At 65.8% G+C, this 20,915-nt stretch carries 21 protein-coding genes, 2 tRNA genes and 1 pseudogene; 13 read left to right on the top strand and 11 right to left on the bottom strand.

All coding sequences use genetic code 11. From position 1 onward, the window contains the following. Positions 1–133 precede the first annotated feature (133 nt). From F1C10_RS02990 to F1C10_RS02980, 3 genes are read left to right on the top strand one after another with little or no spacing between them, the layout of a single operon-like run. Positions 134–1,345, top strand: coding sequence for a toxic anion resistance protein (locus F1C10_RS02990; protein ID WP_185208675.1), 1,212 nt, complete (start codon positions 134–136; stop codon positions 1,343–1,345). Continuing rightward, positions 1,342–2,055, top strand: a complete 714-nt coding sequence (locus F1C10_RS02985; RefSeq protein ID WP_185208674.1) for a hypothetical protein — start codon at positions 1,342–1,344, stop codon at positions 2,053–2,055. The genes F1C10_RS02990 and F1C10_RS02985 overlap by 4 nt, the downstream gene beginning before the upstream one ends. 55 nt (positions 2,056–2,110) lie before the next feature. Next, positions 2,111–2,890 (top strand): tyrosine-protein phosphatase, encoded by a 780-nt coding sequence (locus F1C10_RS02980; RefSeq protein WP_185208672.1) that lies wholly within the window; start codon positions 2,111–2,113, stop codon positions 2,888–2,890. On the opposite strand, the gene F1C10_RS02975 is transcribed toward F1C10_RS02980, so the two are convergent. Beyond that, positions 2,887–4,200 carry an Nramp family divalent metal transporter gene (locus tag F1C10_RS02975; protein ID WP_308458075.1) on the bottom strand — a complete coding sequence of 438 codons (1,314 nt, stop codon included), beginning with the start codon at positions 4,198–4,200 and terminating at the stop codon, positions 2,887–2,889. The two genes, F1C10_RS02980 and F1C10_RS02975, sit on opposite strands and share 4 nt — an antisense overlap. 171 nt (positions 4,201–4,371) lie before the next feature. Here F1C10_RS02975 and F1C10_RS02970 point away from each other — a divergent pair, with 171 nt between their 5' ends. After that, positions 4,372–4,788, top strand: a complete 417-nt coding sequence (locus F1C10_RS02970) for a DUF2147 domain-containing protein (protein ID WP_185208668.1) — start codon at positions 4,372–4,374, stop codon at positions 4,786–4,788. 44 nt (positions 4,789–4,832) lie between these two features. Here the strand turns inward: F1C10_RS02970 and F1C10_RS02965 are convergent, their stop codons facing one another. Continuing rightward, entirely contained in the window at positions 4,833–5,462 is a 630-nt protein-coding gene (locus tag F1C10_RS02965; RefSeq protein WP_185208666.1) for a DNA-3-methyladenine glycosylase, read from the bottom strand. 54 nt (positions 5,463–5,516) lie between these two features. On the opposite strand from F1C10_RS02965, the gene F1C10_RS02960 reads away from it, so the two are divergent. Beyond that, positions 5,517–5,834 (top strand): 2Fe-2S iron-sulfur cluster-binding protein, encoded by a 318-nt coding sequence (locus F1C10_RS02960; protein WP_185208665.1) that lies wholly within the window; start codon positions 5,517–5,519, stop codon positions 5,832–5,834. A 39-nt stretch (positions 5,835–5,873) separates the two neighbouring features. Here the strand turns inward: F1C10_RS02960 and rlmB are convergent, their stop codons facing one another. Further along, complete coding sequence (rlmB, locus tag F1C10_RS02955) at positions 5,874–6,617, bottom strand: 23S rRNA (guanosine(2251)-2'-O)-methyltransferase RlmB (protein WP_185208663.1); 744 nt, start codon at positions 6,615–6,617, stop codon at positions 5,874–5,876. Positions 6,618–6,821: 204 nt separating this feature from the next. On the opposite strand from rlmB, the gene F1C10_RS02950 reads away from it, so the two are divergent. The 3 genes from F1C10_RS02950 to F1C10_RS02940 all read left to right on the top strand — a co-directional run bounded on the left by F1C10_RS02950 (position 6,822) and on the right by F1C10_RS02940 (position 8,301). Next, positions 6,822–6,907 (top strand) — tRNA-Tyr (locus F1C10_RS02950). A 195-nt stretch (positions 6,908–7,102) separates the two neighbouring features. Continuing rightward, on the top strand, positions 7,103–8,173 hold the full coding sequence (locus F1C10_RS02945) for a hypothetical protein (protein ID WP_185208661.1): 1,071 nt from the start codon (positions 7,103–7,105) through the stop codon (positions 8,171–8,173). 54 nt (positions 8,174–8,227) lie between these two features. Then, positions 8,228–8,301, top strand: a tRNA-Gly gene (locus F1C10_RS02940). 264 nt (positions 8,302–8,565) lie between these two features. Here F1C10_RS02940 and F1C10_RS02935 read toward each other — a convergent pair. The 7 genes and pseudogenes from F1C10_RS02935 to gap all read right to left on the bottom strand — a co-directional run. Continuing rightward, positions 8,566–8,748 (bottom strand): annotated as a pseudogene (locus F1C10_RS02935) (transposase); the annotation flags it as partial. A 745-nt stretch (positions 8,749–9,493) separates the two neighbouring features. Then, complete coding sequence (locus F1C10_RS02930; RefSeq protein WP_185208659.1) at positions 9,494–10,042, bottom strand: hypothetical protein; 549 nt, start codon at positions 10,040–10,042, stop codon at positions 9,494–9,496. Positions 10,043–10,368: 326 nt separating this feature from the next. After that, positions 10,369–11,034 carry an O-methyltransferase gene (locus F1C10_RS02925; RefSeq protein ID WP_185208658.1) on the bottom strand — a complete coding sequence of 222 codons (666 nt, stop codon included), beginning with the start codon at positions 11,032–11,034 and terminating at the stop codon, positions 10,369–10,371. 6 nt (positions 11,035–11,040) lie between these two features. Beyond that, on the bottom strand, positions 11,041–11,952 hold the full coding sequence (locus F1C10_RS02920; RefSeq protein ID WP_185208656.1) for a fructose bisphosphate aldolase: 912 nt from the start codon (positions 11,950–11,952) through the stop codon (positions 11,041–11,043). Between the two features lie 86 nt (positions 11,953–12,038). Further along, positions 12,039–13,232 (bottom strand): phosphoglycerate kinase, encoded by a 1,194-nt coding sequence (locus tag F1C10_RS02915; RefSeq protein WP_185208654.1) that lies wholly within the window; start codon positions 13,230–13,232, stop codon positions 12,039–12,041. Continuing rightward, complete coding sequence (locus tag F1C10_RS02910; RefSeq protein WP_308458074.1) at positions 13,154–13,690, bottom strand: MOSC domain-containing protein; 537 nt, start codon at positions 13,688–13,690, stop codon at positions 13,154–13,156. The genes F1C10_RS02915 and F1C10_RS02910 overlap by 79 nt, the downstream gene beginning before the upstream one ends. Beyond that, a complete protein-coding gene (gene gap / locus F1C10_RS02905) occupies positions 13,690–14,691 on the bottom strand; it encodes a type I glyceraldehyde-3-phosphate dehydrogenase (RefSeq protein WP_185208652.1) in 1,002 nt (333 codons plus the stop codon). Before gap ends, F1C10_RS02910 begins: the two co-directional genes overlap by 1 nt. 143 nt (positions 14,692–14,834) lie before the next feature. Here gap and F1C10_RS02900 point away from each other — a divergent pair, with 143 nt between their 5' ends. The 5 genes from F1C10_RS02900 to F1C10_RS02880 all read left to right on the top strand — a co-directional run bounded on the left by F1C10_RS02900 (position 14,835) and on the right by F1C10_RS02880 (position 17,364). Then, the gene (locus F1C10_RS02900) at positions 14,835–15,020 is read left to right on the top strand and encodes a hypothetical protein (protein ID WP_185208644.1); all 186 of its coding nucleotides are present in this window, start codon (positions 14,835–14,837) and stop codon (positions 15,018–15,020) included. Further along, complete coding sequence (locus F1C10_RS02895) at positions 15,020–15,319, top strand: cell division protein ZapA (RefSeq protein ID WP_185208642.1); 300 nt, start codon at positions 15,020–15,022, stop codon at positions 15,317–15,319. Before F1C10_RS02900 ends, F1C10_RS02895 begins: the two co-directional genes overlap by 1 nt. A 188-nt stretch (positions 15,320–15,507) precedes the next feature. Next, positions 15,508–16,047, top strand: a complete 540-nt coding sequence (locus F1C10_RS02890) for a 5-formyltetrahydrofolate cyclo-ligase (RefSeq protein WP_185208640.1) — start codon at positions 15,508–15,510, stop codon at positions 16,045–16,047. Next, entirely contained in the window at positions 16,044–16,250 is a 207-nt protein-coding gene (locus F1C10_RS02885; RefSeq protein WP_185208639.1) for a DUF2842 domain-containing protein, read from the top strand. The genes F1C10_RS02890 and F1C10_RS02885 overlap by 4 nt, the downstream gene beginning before the upstream one ends. 31 nt (positions 16,251–16,281) lie before the next feature. Further along, positions 16,282–17,364, top strand: coding sequence for a PA0069 family radical SAM protein (locus F1C10_RS02880; protein WP_185208637.1), 1,083 nt, complete (start codon positions 16,282–16,284; stop codon positions 17,362–17,364). A gap of 18 nt (positions 17,365–17,382) precedes the next feature. On the opposite strand, the gene dnaE is transcribed toward F1C10_RS02880, so the two are convergent. Beyond that, positions 17,383–20,877, bottom strand: a complete 3,495-nt coding sequence (gene dnaE, locus F1C10_RS02875) for a DNA polymerase III subunit alpha (RefSeq protein WP_185208635.1) — start codon at positions 20,875–20,877, stop codon at positions 17,383–17,385. Between the last annotated feature and the right edge of the window lie 38 nt (positions 20,878–20,915).

Raw genomic sequence — 20,915 nt, 5'->3', positions numbered from 1 at the left:
GCTGCGCTGCGGCTAGAGCCGGTAGGCAGCGCGCCGCCGCACTTTGCACCACCGCAGAAGCGTATTATATCGCTGATACACTTGAATGGCGCACCGTCTGCCGCCATCGTGGCGCAGACGCTGGAGGATATTGATGGCGACGACACCCGACACGATCACGGCCACGGAACCGGCGCTGAAGCTGACCCCGCCCGATCCGGTGCCCAGCGTCACCGCCGAGCGCGCCGCCGGTCTCGTGCCCGTGGACGAGGGCACCAAATCGAAGCTCGAGGAGCGCGCGGATTATGCCGTGCAGCAGCTCGTCGAGCGCGATGCGAACAGCCCGGAATTCGGCAAAGTCGTCGATGCTATCACCAATATGGGCGCGAAGGAGATCCGCGATGCTGCTGGTCAGTCGAACCGCTTCCTCGATCGCCCGGTGCGCGCGATGGATCAGGAGACCGGCGTCGGCAAGGATCTGGCGCAGCTGCGCCGCGTGGTCGAGGATCTCGATCCGGGGAAGAAGGGCAACCTGACCGCGCCGCAGAAACTGTTCGGCCTTATTCCGTTCGGTAACAAGGCGCGCAACTATTTCGACAGCTACAAGTCGAGCCAGACGCACATCGCCTCGATCTTGAAGAGCCTCGCGTCGGGCAAGGACGAGCTCCTGATGGACAATGCGTCGATCGATACCGAGCGCGCCAATCTGTGGGCGGCGATGGGCAAGCTCGAACAGATGATCCAGATGTCGCGGATGCTCGACAGCAAGCTCGAAAACAAGGCGAACGATCTCGATGCGACCGATCCGACGAAGGCCAAGGCGATCCGCGAGGGCGCGCTGTTCTACGCCCGTCAGCGGACGCAGGATCTGCTGACGCAGATGGCGGTAACGGTGCAGGGCTATCTCGCGCTCGATCTGGTCAAGAAGAACAACGTCGAGCTGATCAAGGGCGTCGATCGCGCTTCGACCACCACAGTGGCCGCGCTGCGCACCGCGGTCACCGTCGCGCAGGCGATGACCAATCAGAGGCTGGTGCTCGAACAGATCACGCAGCTCAACACGACCACCGCCAACATCATCGATTCGACGGGTAAGCTGCTGCGCGAGAATACCGCGCGCATCCACGAGCAGGCGGCGAGCTCCGCGATCCCGGTCGAGACGCTGCAGCGTGCGTTCCAGAACATCTACGAGACGATGGACGCGATCGACACGTTCAAGCTCAAGGCGCTCGATTCGATGAAGACGACGGTGACGACGCTATCGACCGAGGTCGAGAAGTCGCGCGGTTATATCGCGCGTGCCGAAGGCGCCGCGCAGAACCGCATCGGCTCCGCGCCCGAGACGTTCAAGCTGGAGTCGCTGTGACCTCGCACGATACCGATCAGGCGCTGGCGAGCGCACGGGGCGCGCTCGATCGCGTCCGACTGCAATCCTTCGAGGGTGTAGCGCCGACGCGTCGCCCGCGGGCGCAGCGCAGCGTCGGCAAGCGGCTCGCGGCGATTGGTGCCGCCAATGCAGCGGTCCTCGTTGCCGCGATGGTGATCGGGCTCGCCGTCGTGCCGCTCGGCATCTTCGGCGCGCTCGCAGTGCTGATGGTGATGCTGGCAGTGACGATCGCGATCGCCTTTGCCCCCGGTCCCCGCCCCGTCGCGCAGGAGAAGCTTGCGCGCAGCGACCTGAAAACGCTGCCGCTGCAGACGACGCGCTGGCTCGACGCGCAGCGCCCAGCCCTGCCCGCGCCGGCGGTGCAGGTGGCCGACCGTATCGGGCTGCGCCTCGACACGCTTGGCAAGCAGTTGCAGTCGGTCGGCGACGACACGCCCGCCGGCGCGGACATTCGCCGCCTGGTCGGCGAACAGCTGCCCGAATTCGTCCGCGATTATCAGCGCGTACCCGCCGCGCTGCGCGGCACCGAGCGCAACGGCAAAACGCCCGATCGACAGCTCGTCGAAGGGCTGGAGCTGATCGAGCGCGAGATCGGGCAGATGAGCGAGGAACTCGCGCGCGGCGACCTCGATTCGCTCGAGACGCGCGGCCGGTTCCTCGAGATGAAGTACAAGGACGGCGACAACTAAGCCCGATCGCTTAATCGACGCGACATCGTCATATGGATTGGCTAATCAGCCGCGCATGAACGATCGTGTCCGCGCCTTCGAAGGCATCCACAATTTTCGCGACTACGGCGGCTATGCTGCGCGCGACGGCCGGCTCAAGCAGGGGGTGCTCTGGCGCTCGGGCCAGCACGGCGGCGCGACGCCGGCGGATCTTTCGTCGGTGTCGGAACTCGGCATCCGGACGGTGATCGATCTGCGCGGCGATAGCGAGCGGCAGATGATGCCGTGCCTGCGCCACGATGGTTTCGATGGGCTGGTGCTTTTCGCGCCGGGCGAGACGGCAGGTTCCGAGCTCGCCCCGCACGAGGAAGCCGGCCGCGGCATCACCACGGCGGATGAGGCGCGCGCGGCAATGACCAAGCTCTACGTCAACATGCCGTTCCGCGACGTGCTCGTCCGATCGCTGACGCTGTATTTCGAGGCGCTCGCGACGCGCGACGGCGCCAGCCTGCTGCACTGCCTCGCAGGCAAGGATCGCACCGGGCTCGCCGTCGCGGTGCTTCACCGGCTGCTCGGCGTCCACGAGGACGATGTGATGGCAGATTACCTCCTCACCAATACCGCGGGCGATCCGCAGAAACGCATCGCGGCCGCGGGCGGGTCGATCCGCGAGCGCTACGGTGCGCAGATCACCGACGACGCGATCGTCGCGCTGATGGGGGTCGACGCGGGGTATCTGCACACCGCCACCAGGTCGATCAACGATCGGTTCGGCTCGACCGAAGCTTATGCGGAGGCAATACTCGGCGTCGACGCACAACGCCGGGCGGCGCTGCGCGAACGGCTGATCGCCTAACCCGCGATCAGCCCCCACAGCATCCAGCCGTTCAGGGTCAGGATCACCGCCGCGATCGCCCAGGCGAGCGCGGCAAGCCAGCGCGGCGCGGCCATTTCCCCCATCATTCGCCGATTGGCGGTAAAGGCGACGAGTGGCAGCACGGCGAACGGCAGCTGAAGGCTGAGCACTACCTGGCTCAGCACGAGGAGCTGCGTTGCGCCGCTGTCGCCCGCGAGCGCGACGCCAATCACCGCCGGGACGATCGCGAGGCCGCGCGTGATCAGTCGTCGCAGCCACATCGGCAGCCGCAGTTCGAGGAACCCCTCCATTACGATCTGGCCGGCGAGCGTGCCGGTGACGGTGGAATTCTGCCCGCTTGCCAGTAGCGCGATCGCGAATACCGCGCTCGCTGCACCCACGCCCAGCATTGGCGCGAGCAGCCGATGCGCGTCCTCGATATCCGCGATCTCGGTCCGCCCGGCGACGTGGAAGGTCGCGGCGGCGAGCACCAGGATCGCGGCGTTGATGAAGAACGCGAGACCAAGACTTACGGTCGAATCGATCGTCGCCATCTTCAGCGCGTCGCGCTTGGTCGCGATGCCAGCGCTGACCGCACGGGTCTGCACGATGGCGGAATGCAGGTACAGATTATGCGGCATCACCGTCGCGCCCAGGATACCGATCGCGATATACAGCATCGCCGGGTTGGTCACGATCTGCGCCGACGGCACCAGCCCCGCGGCGGCCGCCGACCAGTCCGGCCCCGCCCAGAACAGTTCGAGCGCGAAGCAGGCGGCGATCACCACCAGCAGCGCCGCGACGAATGCTTCCAGCCGCCGAAAGCCGTATCGCTGCAGCGCGAGGATCAGGAACACGTCGAGCGCGGTGACGCAGACGCCCGCGATCAGCGGCAGGCCGAACAGCAGCTTCAACGCGATCGCAGTGCCCAGCACCTCCGCAAGGTCGCACGCGATGATCGCCACCTCGCACAGCACCCACAGGACAAGCGCGACCGGTTTGGAATAGTGTCGCCGGCACGCCTGTGCGAGATCGATCCCCGCGCCGATGCCCAGCCGCGCCGAAAGCGATTGCAGCACGATCGCCATCAGGTTCGACAGCAGCACGACCGACAAAAGCGTGTAGCCGAACGCCGAACCACCGGCGATGTCGGTCGCCCAGTTCCCCGGGTCCATATAGCCGACCGCGATCAGCCAACCCGGCCCGGCGAAGGCCAGCAGCCGCCGCCAGAACCCCGCCCCTTCGGGCACGCGGATCGACCCGTGTACTTCCGGCAGGGATCGCATGAGGTTGGGCGCGGGCGTGCTCATCCGCCCCGCCATGCGGGACGATGCGGGCGCTTTCAACCATTGCCGCGCCCCGCCATACTGATGGGCATCAGCATTTCGTTGAGGCAGCCGTTCGAGACGATGGTTCCCGGCCGATCCTCCTCGGCAATCCTCCATTGCCCGCGCGACCTATCCTCCCCTACAGAAGCGCCCATGATCATCGCTCGCGCCGCTGCCGCCCTGTTCGCCCTGACCATCGCCGGCACGGCACAGGCCGCCCAGCCGATCGCGGGGCGATGGCTGACGGAGGACGGCAGCGCGGTGGTGCTCGTCGGGCCGTGTGGCGGGGCGACCTGCGGGCGCATTCAGACGGTGCTGAAGGCACGTCCCGGCGCGCCGACGACCGACGTCAACAATCCTGACGCCAAGCTGCGCTCGCGGCCGATCGTCGGCCTGCCGATCCTGTCCGATTTCAGCGATTCGGGCAGCGACTGGCGCGGCCGCATCTACGACCCGCGTACGGGCAAGAGCTACAAGTCGATCGTCTCGCGCGAAGCGAATGGCACGCTCAAGGTGAAGGGCTGCATCGCCTTCCTGTGCCAGACGCAGACCTGGAAGCCGGCGCGCTAAGGGAGCCCAGCCGCTGGTTAGGGGCACGCCGACCGGCCGGTGCGTCACACCGGCGCGGCGTCCGCCCCGGCACCATAATGGTGCCACGTGAAGATCGCCGCCGCGCCGCGATACGGCCGCCAGCGTTCGCCTAGCTCGCGCGTCAGCTTCTCGCTCGGTCGCGCTTCGAGGCCGAGGATGCGGCCGACTTCGATCTGCACCGCTAGGTCGCCCGCTGGCCAGATATCCCCCCGCCCTTCCGCGAATAGCAGATAGACCTCTGCCGACCACCGCCCGATGCCCTTGACGCGAACCAGGTTGGCGATCGCCTGTTCGTCGTCGTCCGGCAAACCGTCGAAATCGAGACGGCCGCTGGTCACCTCTTCCGCTAGGCTGCGCGCATAGCCGGCTTTCTGCCGCGACATTCCGGCTGCACGAAGTTCCTCGTCGCTTGCCTGGAGCACGCGCGTCGGTTCCCCGGCGTCGCCCAACGCCGCGTCGAGCTTGCGCCACATCGAATCGGCCGCCTTGACGCTTACTTGCTGGCCGACGATCGTGCGCAGCAGCGTCGCATAGCCGCGCGCACGGATGCGGGTCGGCGGGTAGCCGACGCGCTGCACCGCTTCGCCGAACAGCGGCTCGATCGCGGCAAGCGCGTCGAGGTCGGCGCGCAGTTGCGCCTCGCTCAGCCCCATTGCGACACGCCGCGAACGTAGGCATTGGGCGAGCGAATCTGCGAGAGGATCATCATGCCCAAGCTTATCGTCACGCTGCGCGACGGGGAAGAACGCGAGATCACCGGCGAGGCGGGCCTGTCGGTGATGGAAGTCATTCGCGATGCCGGGATCGACGAGATCCTGGCACTGTGCGGCGGCTGCTGCAGCTGCGCGACGTGCCACATACACGTCGATCCCGCCTTCGCCGACAAGCTGTCGCCGATCAGCGAGGACGAGAACGATCTGCTCGATTCGTCGAGCAGTCGCGACGAATATTCGCGCTTGTCGTGTCAGGTACCCTTCGACGCGTCACTCGACGGCCTGCGGGTGCGGATCGCCGAAGAGGATTGATCGGTCGGCTCCCCTGCCACACACCGGGGAGCCGCACGCCTATCGGGTGGTCGCAGCGTAGAGCGCGATCGCCGCGGCGTTGGAGACGTTGAGGCTCTCGACCTTCTCGCTGATCGGCAGCTTCGCCAGCTGGTCGCAATGCGCCTCGGTATTCTGGCGCATCCCCTCGCCTTCCGCGCCAAGCACGATCGCGACCTTCGCCTCGCCCATCACTGCGCCCAGCGTCTGGTCGGCATGGCCCGTCAGGCCGATGCGCCAGAAGTCCGCCTCCGATATTTCGTCGAGCGCCCGCGCGAGGTTCACCACGCGCACCCACGGCACCGTCTCAAGCGCGCCCGACGCAGCGCGCGCCAGCGCCCCCGATTCGGGCGGCGCGTGACGATCCTGCGTGACGATGCCGAGCGCGTCGAACGCCGCCGCGGAGCGCAACACGGCGCCGACATTGTGCGGATCGGTCACCTGATCGAGCACCACCAGCGGCCGACGATCGTCACGCCCCTGTTCGAGCAGGTCGCCCAGCCAGATCTCCTCAAGCGGATCGACCTCGATCACGAGCCCCTGATGCGGCGCATCCGCCGGCACCATCCGCCCGAGATCGGGCGCCTCGGCGTAGACGACGGGTAGGATCGGCGGCAGCGAAAGGCCCGCCAACGCCTCGCGCGTGCCCCACAATTTGCGCACCACACGTGCGGGATTGGCGAGCGCCGCCGTCACCGCGTGCCGTCCCCAGAAACGGGGACGTCCCGCCGATGCCTTGCTCGGTCGATGCCCACGCCCCGCCATCAGCGTCGCCCTATGGGCGCTGCGGGGCTGGTGGATCGGACCTTCTGCGGATGTGTCTGCATCGAAACCTCTGCGACGAAATCGTCGCTGCGCTGCTATGCGTGGCACGCAGTGCGCGCAACCGCGATCGCGATCGTCAACAGCGCGTTGACACGCGCCGCCGGCTTCGGCATTGGGCCCCCTCGCTTCCAGAAGCGGCCCTGTGGAAGGGTGGCCGAGTGGTTAAAGGCAGCAGACTGTAAATCTGCCCACGCAAGTGTACACTGGTTCGAATCCAGTCCCTTCCACCACCTTCCCCGCGCGGTGGGATCAGCGTGATAGCGTCGAACCTGTGACGGCTTTTCGCCGCCTTGACGTGACCTAGCCGTCACGTAGATTTGTTCTTCAACGACGCTTCGGTGCACGTAGGGTCGGTTTCCTGCGCTTAGCGCCCAACGACCCCGCAGAACTTCCCTTTGGCGGGTTCGCGCCTCTACAAGGCACGCATGACGGCAGAACCGGGCCTCAGCAGCACAGCCCCGCCTCCGCGCAGGCGGCTGGTAATCCACGCCGGGCTCGGCAAGTCCGGCTCGTCGGCGATCCAAAAATACTGCCGTGAGAATTCGGCAGCGTTGCGGGATCACGGCGCGGCGTACCTGGGCATGTTTCTCGAGCGCGGCGCAGCGTCGCCGCACGACTTCGCTTCGTCCGCAGCGCTGGAGGATGCATTGTCCCGCGACGCTGCGATCGAGGATCGGCTGGTCAGCTTGCTGCAGGAGAAGATCGAAGCGCGGCCCGGCGTTCAGACGTTCATCTGGAGCCAGATTGCGCTCGCCCGCCACGCAGGCGTCGTCGGGCGGGTCGTTGAGCGGCTTCGGCCAGTCTGCGATGCCGAGGTGATCCTCTATTTTCGCCACCAGGCAAGCTGGCTCGTGTCGGCGTATCTGCAATGGGGCGTCAAGCACAAGACCTACCCGGGCCCGCTCCGCGCGTTCGCCGAGTGGCTGCCGCTGGCGGAGGCGCGCGGCGGCGGTTATCGCGCCGTCATCGAAGCATGGCTGCGTGCTATCGGGGCCGAGCGCCTTCACCTGCGCTCCTACGATCAAACGCCCGATGTCGTCGCTGACTTCCTGGCCGTCACCGGTCTCGGCAGCGTGCCGCAGGGTGGCGACGCGACGCGGCACTATGAGACGCCCGATCCAGCCCTGATGACGCTGTTCCGGCTCTATCAGGGGCAGGCTGACGGCGAAGCGCTGCCCGATCCGCTGCAGCGCGCGCTAAGCGACAACAAGGTCGCCACGCGCCGCTATCGCGACGTCGACCCACGATCGACGCTGCCGCGGGGCGCGGAATGGTCGCGCTTTGTCGCCTCGTTCGCCGATACCAATGCCGCGCTGGCGAACGACTTCGGGCTGCAACTCGTCCCACCACAGACGGGACCAGCGCCGGATGCTGTCACCCCGGCGCCGGCGGCCGCGATCGCGCCGCTGCTTGACCTGATCATCGCAATGAATCGCCGGATCGGCGTGCTCGAGCGCCGGTTGAAGCGCCAGGAGGACGCGCACGACGCCGATTGAGCCGGTTGACCAAGGGCGCGCGATCGTGGCAGGGCGCCTCACGCGTCATCGCACGCGGGTATAGCACAATGGTAGTGCAGCAGCCTTCCAAGCTGAATACGCGGGTTCGATTCCCGCTACCCGCTCCACTTTGATTTTACAGACTTATTTTGTCTAAGTCAAGGTTGTTAGGCGTAAATTCCCGTGTCGAGTAGGCAAAGCTGGAAACACGGGTTCGCGACGCCGCTCTATCGTTGAGCGAAATTGTCCTAACGCTACGCGAATCGTTGATCGTGGCTCCAAGGGGCGACGTCCTTTTTAATCTCAAAGACGAATCGGTTGTGTCGCAGATCGCACCCGCCCCGCCGCCGCGAAGTGTGTGATGGCACACGTCACTTGCGGGCATCGAAATAGTAGCAGGTGGTGCGCGGGCCGTAGCGTTCGGGCAGGTCGCGCCACGGCGCACCGGAGCGCAGCACCCAGAAGATGCCGTTCAGCACTCGCCGGTCATCGACGCGCGGCACGCCTCTTGGCTTGTTGGGGAGCAGCGGCTCGATCACACGCCACTCGAAGTCGGTCAGGTCGTATCGGCTCATGCCCGCCCTGAATCAGATGTTCCCACCCGATGGAAGGCGTTGTCAAATCCGCTTATGCTTCTCACCGGGGAGAACAACGTGTTCGGCATACCCATTGCTTTGGGCATCTTGGCCGCAATTATAGGCTGGAACACCGCGCGATCGGTAAGAAGGGAGCGTGTCGTCGCACCATGGTACGAGACGTATCAGCGCCACGAAGCTCCGTCATGGTTCTGGACGCTCATAGGCTTCTACGCGTTCTTCACCGCCCTACTCGCAATCAGCGCACTCATAGCGATCGCGCAAAACGCCTAAGCGTCCATGTTGGCCACCTTTGTGAGTTTACGACCTAGTCGAATAAACAAACAGCGTGCAGATGTCGGAGATGATCCACACACCTGCACGCTGCGTTCTATAACTTAGCTAACCCATAGCCTTAGTTTTACGGCTAGGGCTTCTGGTTCTGAGACATGACAGACGCGGCGAGAATGCGCGCCTCAGCCGCAGTCGGCTTCCCCCCGCCAAGCACACGCCCAGCAATCGAGGAAGGGTTCTTTCCGCTGTCACGCGGAGTGGGCGGCTTCCCGCCTCCATTCTTTGTCATAACCATAGTCCTCTTGTTGACGAGTTTTTCACATCGACGTAGGAGTATGGCCCTGCCCCGGCCACGCCGGCGCAGGGCCTGCCGGTTCAACCGGCTGGGTTCATAATATCGCCGTCACGCTTGCACCTACCTCTCTAGATCATTGGGGGTTCGGGGTTTCGGTTAGGCCGGATTGGCGTCCGGCCGGGCTTCCGGGGCGGCTTCTGCCGCCCCGTTCTCGTTCGGGGGGACTTCCCCCGTATCTGATTGTGCAATTCCTGCCACACGGCGACCCGCGTCCGTGAGGCGGAAGCGCCCATCTTCGATAGCTTCGACGATTCCACTCTGTTTGTAGAGTGACATTTGCGATCGCAGAGTGTCGCGATTGGCATCGTGCCCAACGGCTTCGACGGCTTCGGCTAGAGTGTCGTAGTCAAAGCCCTCGTGACCATCCACCAACTGCATGATCTGCTGCCAATGACCCGTTAGGCTGCGCTGGCGCTTGCGGACGGTCAAACGCGCAGCGCCTGAAGCTGACGCTTCGGTTGAAGGCGCCTCCGCCTCCGTCGACTCAAGGATCTGCAAGGCTTCCTTGATACCCGCGATACGCGAGCGGAGCAGGTCGGCCTTAAGCGCGCACTCTCGCGCTTGCGACTCATACCCGCGCTGTCGGTCGGTCCAATAACCGACCTCTAGCTGGTATTCTTGTAGCTTGCCGTCGATCGCTGACATGATTCGCCTGATAGGTCCGTTGCGGCGTCGTGTCTACATATACTTGATGCGTTCGGTGTAACTTGTTCACGTAAAGTTCTGTGGGGTTTAAGTTCTCGTTATGTTCTACCCGCCGCGGGTAATTCCCTATCCGCTTGAAAGGCATCCGAACGCCCAACCTGCGTATCCAGAGTTAGGTCATCAAGCTTGAATTACATTGGACGATATTGGACTGAGATAGGTAGATTCTGCACAGAAAAACGTGAGAAATGCGCGGTTTCTGCGCTGCAAGCTGAATACACGGGTTCGATTCCCGTTACCCGCTCCACGCTTTTCCGGTCATCGGGTCAGTCGACCAACGCGACGATGAACCCATCCCATTTCTTTGCGCCGACGGTCTGAACCGCGGTCGCGCTGAGGCGCGGTTCGCCAGCGATCGCATCGAACAGCGCGCGCGTTCCCTGAACGCGCGGATCGTCGCTGGTGGGATCGAGCACGTCGCCTTCGCGCACGACATTGTCGATAATGATCATCGTACCCGGGCGCGACAGCCGCGTCGCTTCTGCGAAATAGGCAACGTTTGAGGGCTTGTCGGCGTCGATGAACACCAGATCGAACGCGCCGGTCAGCGCCGCGAGGCTGGCGTGCGCGTCGCCGGTGATCACCGTGACGCGATCGGCGAGCATGGCTGCGGCAAGGTTGGCGCGCGCTACCTCGGCATGATGGGGATCGATCTCGAGCGTGACGACCGCTCCGTCCGCGGGGACGGCACGCGCCAGCCATACGGTGGAATAGCCGCCGAGCGTGCCGATCTCGAGCACGCGACGGGCGCCGCACGCACGCGCCAGCAAATGCAGCATCTTGCCCTGCGGTATCGACACGTCGATGTCGGGCAGGCCCGCCGCGGCATTCGCGTCGCGCACGTGCGACGGATCGTCGGGGATCAGGCGATCAACGATATACTCGTCGACCGCCGTCCATGCTTCATCAGGGTCGGCTTTGCGCTCGACCACGCGCGCTTACGCTGCTGCGGCGACGGGTGCCTTGCGCGCGGACGCGCGCCAGATCTCGTCGATCGCCGAACCGAGCGATGCGTCGAACTCGGCGTCGCTCATGCCGTGGCGCAGATCCTGCAGCAGCGCCCGGCTGAAGCTGGCGATGACGCCCTGATTCTTCGCCAGCTCGACGCACGCCTCGGGCCGCTCGTAGCCGCCCGACAGCGCGACGACGCGGAGCACGCGCGGGTGCTGAACGAGCGGCAAGAACAGATCGGGCTTGGTCGGCAGCGACAGCTTGAGCATCACCTTGGCATCGCCCGGCATCGCGTCGAGCGCCTTCGCCAGCTCGTCGCGCAGAATCTCGTCCGCCTGGACGCGCTCCGCGCTCTTGATGTTCACCTCGGGCTCGATGATCGGGACGAGGCCGTGACCCAGCACCTGCTGCGCCACCTCGAACTGCTGCGCAACCACCGCGGCGATCCCTTCGCGATTGGCGAGGTTGATCACCGAGCGCTCCTTGGTGCCGAAGATGCCGAGCTTCGCGGCGCGATCGAGCAGCGCGTCGAGGCCGGGCATCGACTTCATAAGCTGCACGCCGTTGGCTTCGTCCTCCAGCCCCTTGTCGATCTTGAGGAACGGCACGACGCCGCGATCCTGCAGCGCCTGCGGCACCGGCTTGCCGCCGGCCTCGCCATCCATCGTGCGCTCGAACAGGATCGCGCCGATCACCTTGTCGCCGGTGAATGATGGCGAGGTGATGATCCGCGCGCGCATGTCATGGATCAGGCCGAACATCTCTTCGTCGTTCGACCAGGCGCCTTCCTCGATGCCATATCCCTTGAGCGCCTTCGGCGTCGACCCGCCCGACTGGTCGAGCGCGGCGATGAAACCCTCACCGGTAGCGATCTTGGTGGTCATCTCGGCAGGCGTCATCGTGGCAGTCCCCTTCGCGTCATGCATACGTATGCGGCGCCTCGTACGCGGGGCACGGCGCTTTGGCTAGTCGCCGTGCGGACGGCTCAGCGCGTCAGCGCGGCGACGCCGGGCAGCTCGCGCCCTTCCATCCATTCGAGAAAGGCGCCGCCCGCGGTGGAGACGAAGGTGAAGTCGTCGGCAACGCCGGCGTGATTGAGCGCGGCGACGGTGTCGCCCCCACCCGCGACCGAGACGAGGCTGCCGTCGACCGTCAGCGCGGCCGCCGTTTTGGCGAGCGCGACGGTGGCGGTGTCGAACGGCGCCGTCTCGAACGCGCCCATCGGCCCGTTCCATACCAGGGTGCGGCAGTTCTTGAGGACATCGCCGAGCGCCTCGACCGCCGATGGGCCAACGTCGAGGATCATCTCGTCGGGCGCGACCTCGTGAACGTTGACGGTGCGCGTCGGCGGGTTCGGCCTGAACTCCTTCGCGACGACGACGTCGTACGGCAGGTGAACGGTGCAGCCGGCCCGATCCGCGGCGTCGAGGATCTCCTCTGCCGTGCCGGTCAGATCGTGCTCGCACAGGCTCTTACCGACGTCGACGCCGCGCGCGGCGAGGAAGGTGTTGGCCATGCCGCCGCCGATGATGAGGTGATCGACCTTGCCGACGAGGTGCTTCAGCACATCGAGCTTGGTCGACACCTTCGCGCCGCCGACCACCGCGGCGACGGGATGCTCGGGCTCGCCGAGCGCCTTCTGCAACGCGTCGAGCTCCGCCTCCATCGCGCGGCCCACGAAGGCCGGAAGCCGGTGGGCGAGACCTTCGGTCGAGGCATGCGCGCGGTGCGCGGCGGAGAAGGCATCGTTGACGTAAAAGTCGCCCAGCGCGGCGAAGCGATCGATCACGTCGCCGGCGTTCTTCTCCTCGCCGCCGAAGAAACGCGTATTTTCCAGCACAGCGATATCGCCCGGCTGAAGCGTCGCGACGTTCGCCGTGTCGCCTTCCCAGTCGACGTAGCGGACGGCGCGACCGAGAACCGCCTCGTACGGCTTGACGATCTGCGCCAGCGACATGTCCGGTGTCGGCACGCCCTTGGGACGACCGAAGTGCGCCAGGATCAGGACAATGGCGCCCTTGTCGGCGAGTTCGAGCACCGTCGGCAGCGTGGCGCGCAGCCGCGTGTCGTCGGTCACCGCACCGTCGGCGAAGGGGACGTTCAGATCCTCGCGGACGAGGACGCGCTTGCCGCGGATGTCGCTGCCGATATCGTCGAGTGTACGGAATGACTTAGGCATGATTCCTCGATCCTGATCTCATCGCCGACGGCGATCCGGCCGCCGTGCACTACTTTCGTACAGACGCCGCCGCGCCAGTCGCTCGCAAGCGCCGCCTTCAGCCCGTCCGCGAGCGCTTCCATCCGCTCGCACGGATCGGTCTCGCGCGTCACTTCGAGAATCACGTCGGCCCCGATACGCAACCGCGCGCCGGCGACCTGCGGCAGATCGAGCCCGTCGACGAGCAGGTTCGAGCGCCGCTCCTGCCACGGCAACGCATGGCCGACATCGGCCATCGCCGCGTCCCAGTCCCCGCGCTCGATCAGCGTCACCTGTCGCTTGTACGGCTTGCCCTTCATCGCGCCGCGATAATCGCCCGCGATGCCGCCTTCGAGCGTCACCTCGGCCGCCTCGATCACCTCCATCGGCGATTTCGGAAACGCATGACGCGCGATCCCGGCGAGGCGGCCGATCGACATTACCCCAGCTTCGCCATCAGCGCGGCGGTATCCACCATGCGGTTCGAGAAACCCCATTCATTGTCGTACCAGCTGACGACGCGGACGAGCTTACCGTCGATCACTGCCGTTTCCAGGCTGTCGACGGTCGACGAATAGGGGGTGTGGACGATGTCGATCGAGACGAGCGGCTCGTCCGAATAGAACAACACGCCTTCCATCGGGCCTTCCGCGGCGGCCTTGAGCAGCGCGTTGACTTCCTCGACGCTGGTATCGCGCTTCGGCGTGAAGGTGAGGTCGACGAGGCTGCCGTCGGCGACGGGGACGCGCACCGCCGAACCGTCGAGCTTGCCCTTCAGTTCGGGCAGCACCTCGCCCACCGCGCGCGCGGCGCCGGTCGTCGTCGGGATGATGTTCATCGCCGCGGCGCGGGCGCGACGCAGATCGGGGTGGATCTGGTCGAGGATCTTCTGGTCGTTGGTGTAGGCGTGGATCGTCGTCATCAGGCCGCGCTCGATGCCGATCGCATCGTTCAGCACCTTGGCGACGGGCGCGAGGCAGTTGGTGGTGCACGACGCGTTGGAGACGATGGCATGCCCCGCCTCGAGCTTGTCGTGGTTCACGCCGTAGACGACGGTGAGGTCGACGCCCTTCGCCGGTGCCGAGATCAGCACCTTCTTCGCGCCGGCGTCGATGTGCTTCTGCGCGCTCGCGCGATCGGTGAAGAAGCCGGTGCACTCGAGCACCAGGTCGACGCCGAGTTCCTTGTGCGGCAGGTTCGCCGGATCACGCTCGGCCGTCACGCGGATGTGCTTGCCGTCGATGACGAGATCATTGCCCTCCGCCACCACGGTGCCGGGGTAGCGGCCGTGCACGCTGTCGCGGCTGAACAGCCAGGCGTTGGACTTGGCATCGGCGAGATCGTTGATCGTCACCAGTTCCAGATCGCCGCCGCGCTCCAGCATCGCCCGCGCCACCAGGCGGCCGATGCGCCCGAAACCGTTGATCGCAACCTTCGTCATGCCGCCCGATTCTCCGCTCGTCCCGAATAATAGGCGCGCCTTTGCGCGAGTGATGCGCCGCGTCAACCACACCCGCCGGTTACCCCTGCCGTGCCGCGGGATCGGGGCTTGCCGATGCCGTGGCAGCACCTTAAGCCAACGCCATGACAAATAACGACGCTGTGACGCGGATCGATGCCGCGATCAGGCGCATCGAGGTGGCGCTGGATCGGCGCGCGCATCACGAATTGGCGCTGCGCGAACGACATCACGCGCTGCGGCTGGAAGTCGCCGCTACCATTGTGGAAATCGATCGAACGACCGCCGGCGCGGCAAAGGACGTCGGCTGATGGCGCGCGTGACGCTCGAGATCGGCGGCAACCGCTGGCCGGTCAATTGTCGTGACGGCGAGGAAGCGCAGGTCCGCAAGCTTGGCGCGATGGTCGAGGCACGCTGGGATCGCGCGCGGCGTGCCGCCGGCGACACCGACACGGCGCGCGCGATGTTGCTGATCGCGCTGATGCTCGCCGACGAGCTGAACGACGCCAAGAGCGCGCCGCCCCCGACGGACGATGTCCCACTCGCCTATGTCGCCGATCGGCTCGAAGCGCTCGCCGCCGCCCTTGAGCATCTGCCCGACAATGACTAGATCGTGCTCGACGGGTACTGCCCGGTGCGAGCCAGCAACTATCCCTGAGGCTATTCATCATCCTAGGGGGCTGTCCCTGCCCGGACCCTGGTCCGACGTACATGGTCCCCACCTGACGTATTAGGCGTCAGTGGATATCCCGGCAAACGGCCACGGCGGTCCCGTCACCCTCTTCCGCTGAGCCGAACGTGATCGACAAGCAGGCAATCAGACGGGCGGCCCGCGCGGCACGCGCCGCCCTGGGCGACGAGCGCCCCACCCTCCAAGTTCCGGCGATCTTTCGCGCGTTGCTCGCGCCGGAATTGACGGTGGCGAGCTACAGGCCGATCGGCGGTGAAGCCGATCCTGCGCCGCTGCACGAAGCGGCTTGGGCCGCTGGCTGCGCGCTCGCGCTACCGTATGTGGTGGACAGGGCGACGCCGCTGCGCTTCCTCTCATGGCAGATCGGGCGGGCGCTCAGTGTCGGCCCCTTCGGGCTTTCCCAACCGGCCGACAGCGCGGCACCCGTTGCCCCCGATATCATTCTTACACCGCTCGTCGCCTTCGATGGCCGCCTCTCCCGATTGGGACAAGGCGCAGGCCACTACGATCGCGCCTTCGCGGCCTATCCGAACGCGCGGCGGATCGGCATCGCCTTTGCCGTACAGCAGGTCGATTACATTCCCACGGATCCGTGGGATGTGCCGCTCCACGCCATCATCACCGAGAACGATTGGATAGAAGCATGACGCCATCGTGGCGCAAACCCGTTGGCATGCTCGCGATCCTCACGCTGATTCTTGTCTGGTGCATCGTCATCGTCAGCTTTTCCGACGTGATCGGCGGCTGGCACTGGATCGCGCAGCTTGTGTTCTACGTCGTCACCGGCATCGTATGGATCACCCCACTCAAGCCGCTGCTTCGCTGGATGGAGACCGGCAAGTGGCGTTGACGCCACATATGTTCCTGATACGTTCCTACGGATGGCGCAGCCATCCAAACGAGTCGCCCGCGGCGCGACGCTGAACGCGGAGAGCGCGCGCTTCAACCTGCCGCAGACTGAGGCTGACGGTGACTGGCTCGACGAGCGCGAGGCGATCGACGGCGCCGTGCCGCCCATCCGCACCACTGTAACAATCGAGCGGCCAAGAACGATCATCGCCCGAAACACGTCACCGGACGTGCCGTTCGACCGTTCGATCAATGCCTATCGTGGCTGCGAGCACGGCTGCATCTACTGCTTCGCGCGCCCAAGCCACGCCTTCCACGATTTGTCGCCCGGGCTCGACTTCGAAACCAAGCTGTTCGCGAAGCCCGATGCGGCGGCGTTGCTGCGCGTCGAGCTATCAAGACCGGGCTATCGCTGCGCACCGATCGCGATGGGGACCAACACCGACCCCTATCAGCCAATCGAAGCGACATGGCGCATCACGCGAGAATTGCTCGAGATTTTATCCGAATGCGACCATCCGGTGATGATCACCACCAAGTCGAACCGAGTAGTGCGCGATCTCGATTTGCTCGCCTCGATGGCGGCGAAGGGCCTTGCCGGCGTCGCGATTTCGGTGACGTCGCTCGATCCGCGAATCGCGATGACGATTGAGCCACGCGCGCCGCATCCCGAGCGCCGGCTGGCGGCAGTGCGCACGCTCGCCGACGCCGGCGTGCCGGTTTACGTCAACATGGCACCAATCATTCCCGCGATCACTGACAACGAAGTCGAGGCGGTAGTCGCGCGTGCCGCAGCGGCGGGCGCACGCGGTGTCTCGTTCATCCCCGTGCGCCTGCCGTGGGAGGTCGCCCCGCTGTTCCGTGCCTGGCTCGACGCACATTTCCCCGATCGCGCGAACAAGGTTATGGCAACGATCCAGTCGCTGCGCGGCGGGCGCGACAACGATCCCGGTTTCTTCACCCGGATGCGCGGACAGGGGCCGTGGGCGGATCTGCTGCGCACCCGCTTCCTGATCGCGCGCCGAAAGCACGGCATCGATCAGAACCGCGAGAAGATGCAGCTGCGCACCGACCTCTTCCGCCCGCCGCGCGGGCCGCAGGGCGAGCTGTTCTGAGCGGCGAGTCGGCTGTCGTCAGCCCACCAGCGCGAGCCGCGTCTCCGACTGGCGCAGCGTCACTTGCCTAACGCCCGGTAGCCCTTCGATCTGCTGAACCAGCTCGATGTCCAGCAGGAAGTCGCGCCCGAGCAGCACGGTTGCTTCGCCGTTCGCCACCAGCGCGCGTACGATCACCTCGCCGCGCGCGCCGCGCTGGTGCTCGAGCATCGCCGCGAGCGCCGGCATTGCTACGGGCGCATCGATCACCACCTCGACGACAAAACGAGCGAGCGAGGCCAGCGTCTCGAACGGCTGAATACGCTTCACCGTCACGCGCGGCGTTTCCTCGCCCGGGCGCCGATCGAGTTCGACCGTAGCGAGCCCACAGCCGCCCGCCCGCGCCGCTTCCTCGAGATCGCCGGCCACGGCATCGTCGAAACACGTCGCGACGAACTGCCCGCTCTGGTCGCTCAGCGTCGCCATCAGATACCGCTTGCCGCGCGCCGAGGTGCGCCACCGCGCCTCCTCGACCAGCACCGCCATCGTTGCGCCGGCGCGCGTTCCGTCGTCCGGGATCGCGAGCTCGGCAAGCGCGGTGTAGAGGCGCGCGCCGTGGCTCTTCGCGAGATGCGCGTGCCGGTCGACCGGATGCGCCGAAAAATAGAAGCCGAACGCCTCCTTCTCCTGTTCCATCCGCTCGGCCATGGTCCAGCGCGCCGACGCGGGAAGCTTGATCGCATCCCCCGCGGGCTCGGCATCGCCGAACAGCCCACCCTGCCCGCTGGTGCGCGCGTCGTGCGTCCGCGCTGCCACTGCGAGCATCGTCTCGGCCACCGCGAAAACGCCGGCGCGGTTTGGTTCGATCGGGTCGAAGGCGCCCGCCGCGGCAAGCGTTTCAAGCTGGCGCTTGTTGATCAGCCGGGGATCGACGCGGTGTGCCAGATCATCGAGCTTCGCGAACGCGCCGCTCGCCGCTCGCTCGGCGACCAGCTTCTCCATCGCCCCCTCGCCGACCGATTTAAGCGCGGCAAGCGCGTAACGCACTGCCGGCCCCTCCGCATCGACCTCGACGTCGAAGTCAGCCTGGCTACGATTGATGTTTGGCGGCAGACACTTGACCTGCGTTCTTCGCATGTCGTCACAGAAGATCGCAAGCTTGTCGGTCTGGTGGATATCGTACGCCATCGACGCGGCGAAGAACTCGTGCGGGTAATGCGCTTTCAGCCACGCCGTCTGATAGGCGAGCAACGCATAGGCCGCCGCATGGCTCTTGTTGAAGCCGTAGCCCGCGAACTTGTCGATCAAGTCGAACAGCGCGTTGGCGCGATCGGCCGGGATCTGGTTGGCCGATGCGCAGCCTTTGACGAAGGTCGCACGCTGCGCGTCCATCTCGGCCTTGATCTTCTTGCCCATCGCACGGCGCAGCAGATCGGCGCCGCCAAGCGAGTAGCCGGCCAGCACCTGCGCGGCCTGCATCACCTGCTCCTGATAGACGAAGATGCCGTAGGTCTCGGCCAGGATCGGTTCGAGCAGCGGATGCGGATATTCGATCGCCTCCGTCCCCTGCTTGCGCCGTCCGAACGATGGAATGTTGTCCATCGGGCCCGGGCGGTACAGCGAGACGAGCGCGATAATATCACCGAAATTGGTCGGTCGCACGGCCGATAGCGTGCGGCGCATCCCCTCGGATTCGAGCTGGAAAACGCCAACCGTATCGCCCTTCTGCAACAGGGCGTAGACCGCTTCATCGTCCCACGTCAGCGCATCGAGATCGACGTGAATGTCGCGCTTTGCAAGCAGTTGCAGTGCACGCTTCAGAACTGAGAGCGTCTTCAGGCCGAGGAAGTCGAACTTCACCAGCCCCGCGCCCTCGACGTATTTCATGTCGAACTGGGTGACGGGCATGTCCGAACGCGGATCGCGATACAGCGGCACGAGCTGCGACAGGGGGCGATCGCCGATCACCACCCCCGCCGCGTGCGTCGAGGAGTGGCGCGGCAGCCCCTCGAGTTGCATCGCGAGGTCAAGCAGGTGGCGCACCTGATTGTCGTTGGCGTACTCACGGTGCAGTTCGGGAACGCCGTCGATCGCGCGCTTCAACGTCCAGGGATCGGTCGGATGGTTGGGCACCAGCTTGGCGAGACGATCGACCTGGCCGTAGCTCATCTGCAGGACGCGCCCGGTGTCCTTCAGCACCGCGCGCGCCTTGAGCTTACCGAAGGTGATGATCTGCGCCACCTGATCGCGGCCGTATTTCTCCTGCACGTAGCGGATCACCTCGCCGCGCCGCGTTTCGCAGAAGTCGATGTCGAAGTCGGGCATCGAGACGCGCTCGGGGTTGAGGAAGCGTTCGAACAGCAAACCGAGTTGGAGCGGATCGAGATCGGTGATCGTCAGCGCCCAGGCGACCACCGAGCCGGCGCCTGATCCGCGCCCCGGGCCGACCGGAATATCGTGCGATTTCGCCCACTTGATGAAGTCCGCAACGATCAGGAAGTAACCCGGGAACCCCATCTGAATGATGACGTCGAGCTCGAAATCAAGCCGTCTGCGATACGCTGCCTGCCACCCCTCGGCGAACGGTTCGGTCGCAAGTTCGGCGATCCGCGCGAGACGCGCGTCGAGACCGGCGTGCGCCTCAGTACGCAGCATCGCCGCTTCGCCCTCGCGATCGCCCGCAAGGCTCGGCAGGATCGGCGCGCGCTTGGGGGCGGCGATCGCGCAGCGGCGGGCGACGACCAGCGTGTTGTCGATCGCTTCGGGCAGATCGTCGAACAGCGCGCGCATCGCGTCGGCCGGCTTCATCCACGCGTCGGGCGAACTGCGCGGCCGATCCTCGCTCTCGACGTACGTCGAATTGGCGATGCACAGCATGGCGTCATGCGCGCCGCCGAATGCGCGTTCGGAAAAGCAGCACGGGTTGGTCGCGACAAGCGGCAGATCGCGCTGGTAGGCGAGATCGATCAACGCTGCCTCCGCACGCTCCTCGATTGCCTCGCCGCGCCGCGACAGTTCGACGTAGAGGCGATCGCCGAAGATTTCGCCCAGCCGATCGGCGTAGCGCCGCGCGCGATCGGGCTGATCCTCGGCGAAGAGGCGCGCGAGCCCGCCTTCCCCGCCCGCGGTCAGCGCGATCACGCCCGAGGACCATTGCGCCAACGCGTCGAACGTGACGTGCGGGGCGAGATCGATCGGCCGGTCGAGATGCGCGCGGCTGACCAATTCGCAGAGGTTGTCGTAGCCGCGCGCGTCCTGCGCGTAGAGCGCGATCCAATCGACGATCGGCGCGACGCCTTCGGGCATGTCGGGCCGCGCCATGCCCAGCATCGTTCCGATGATCGGCTGCACGCCTGCATCAAACGACGCGTCGGAGAAGGCCATCGCCGCGTACAGCCCGTTGCGATCGGTCAATCCGGCGGCGGGGAAGCCGAGCTTGGCAGCCTGCTTGGCGATCGCCTTCGGTTCGATCGCGCCGTCAAGCATGGTGTAGGACGAGAAGATACGGAGCGGCACGAACCCGGAATGCGACATGCCCCTAGGCTAGGGACTCGCCGCTGATTCCGCCAGCG

This window comes from Sphingomonas sp. NBWT7, assembly GCF_014217605.1.
Classification (GTDB): domain Bacteria; phylum Pseudomonadota; class Alphaproteobacteria; order Sphingomonadales; family Sphingomonadaceae; genus Sphingomonas.
The sequence above is the reverse complement of the archived record's forward strand: the minus strand, read 5'-3'. Positions and strand labels throughout refer to the sequence as shown.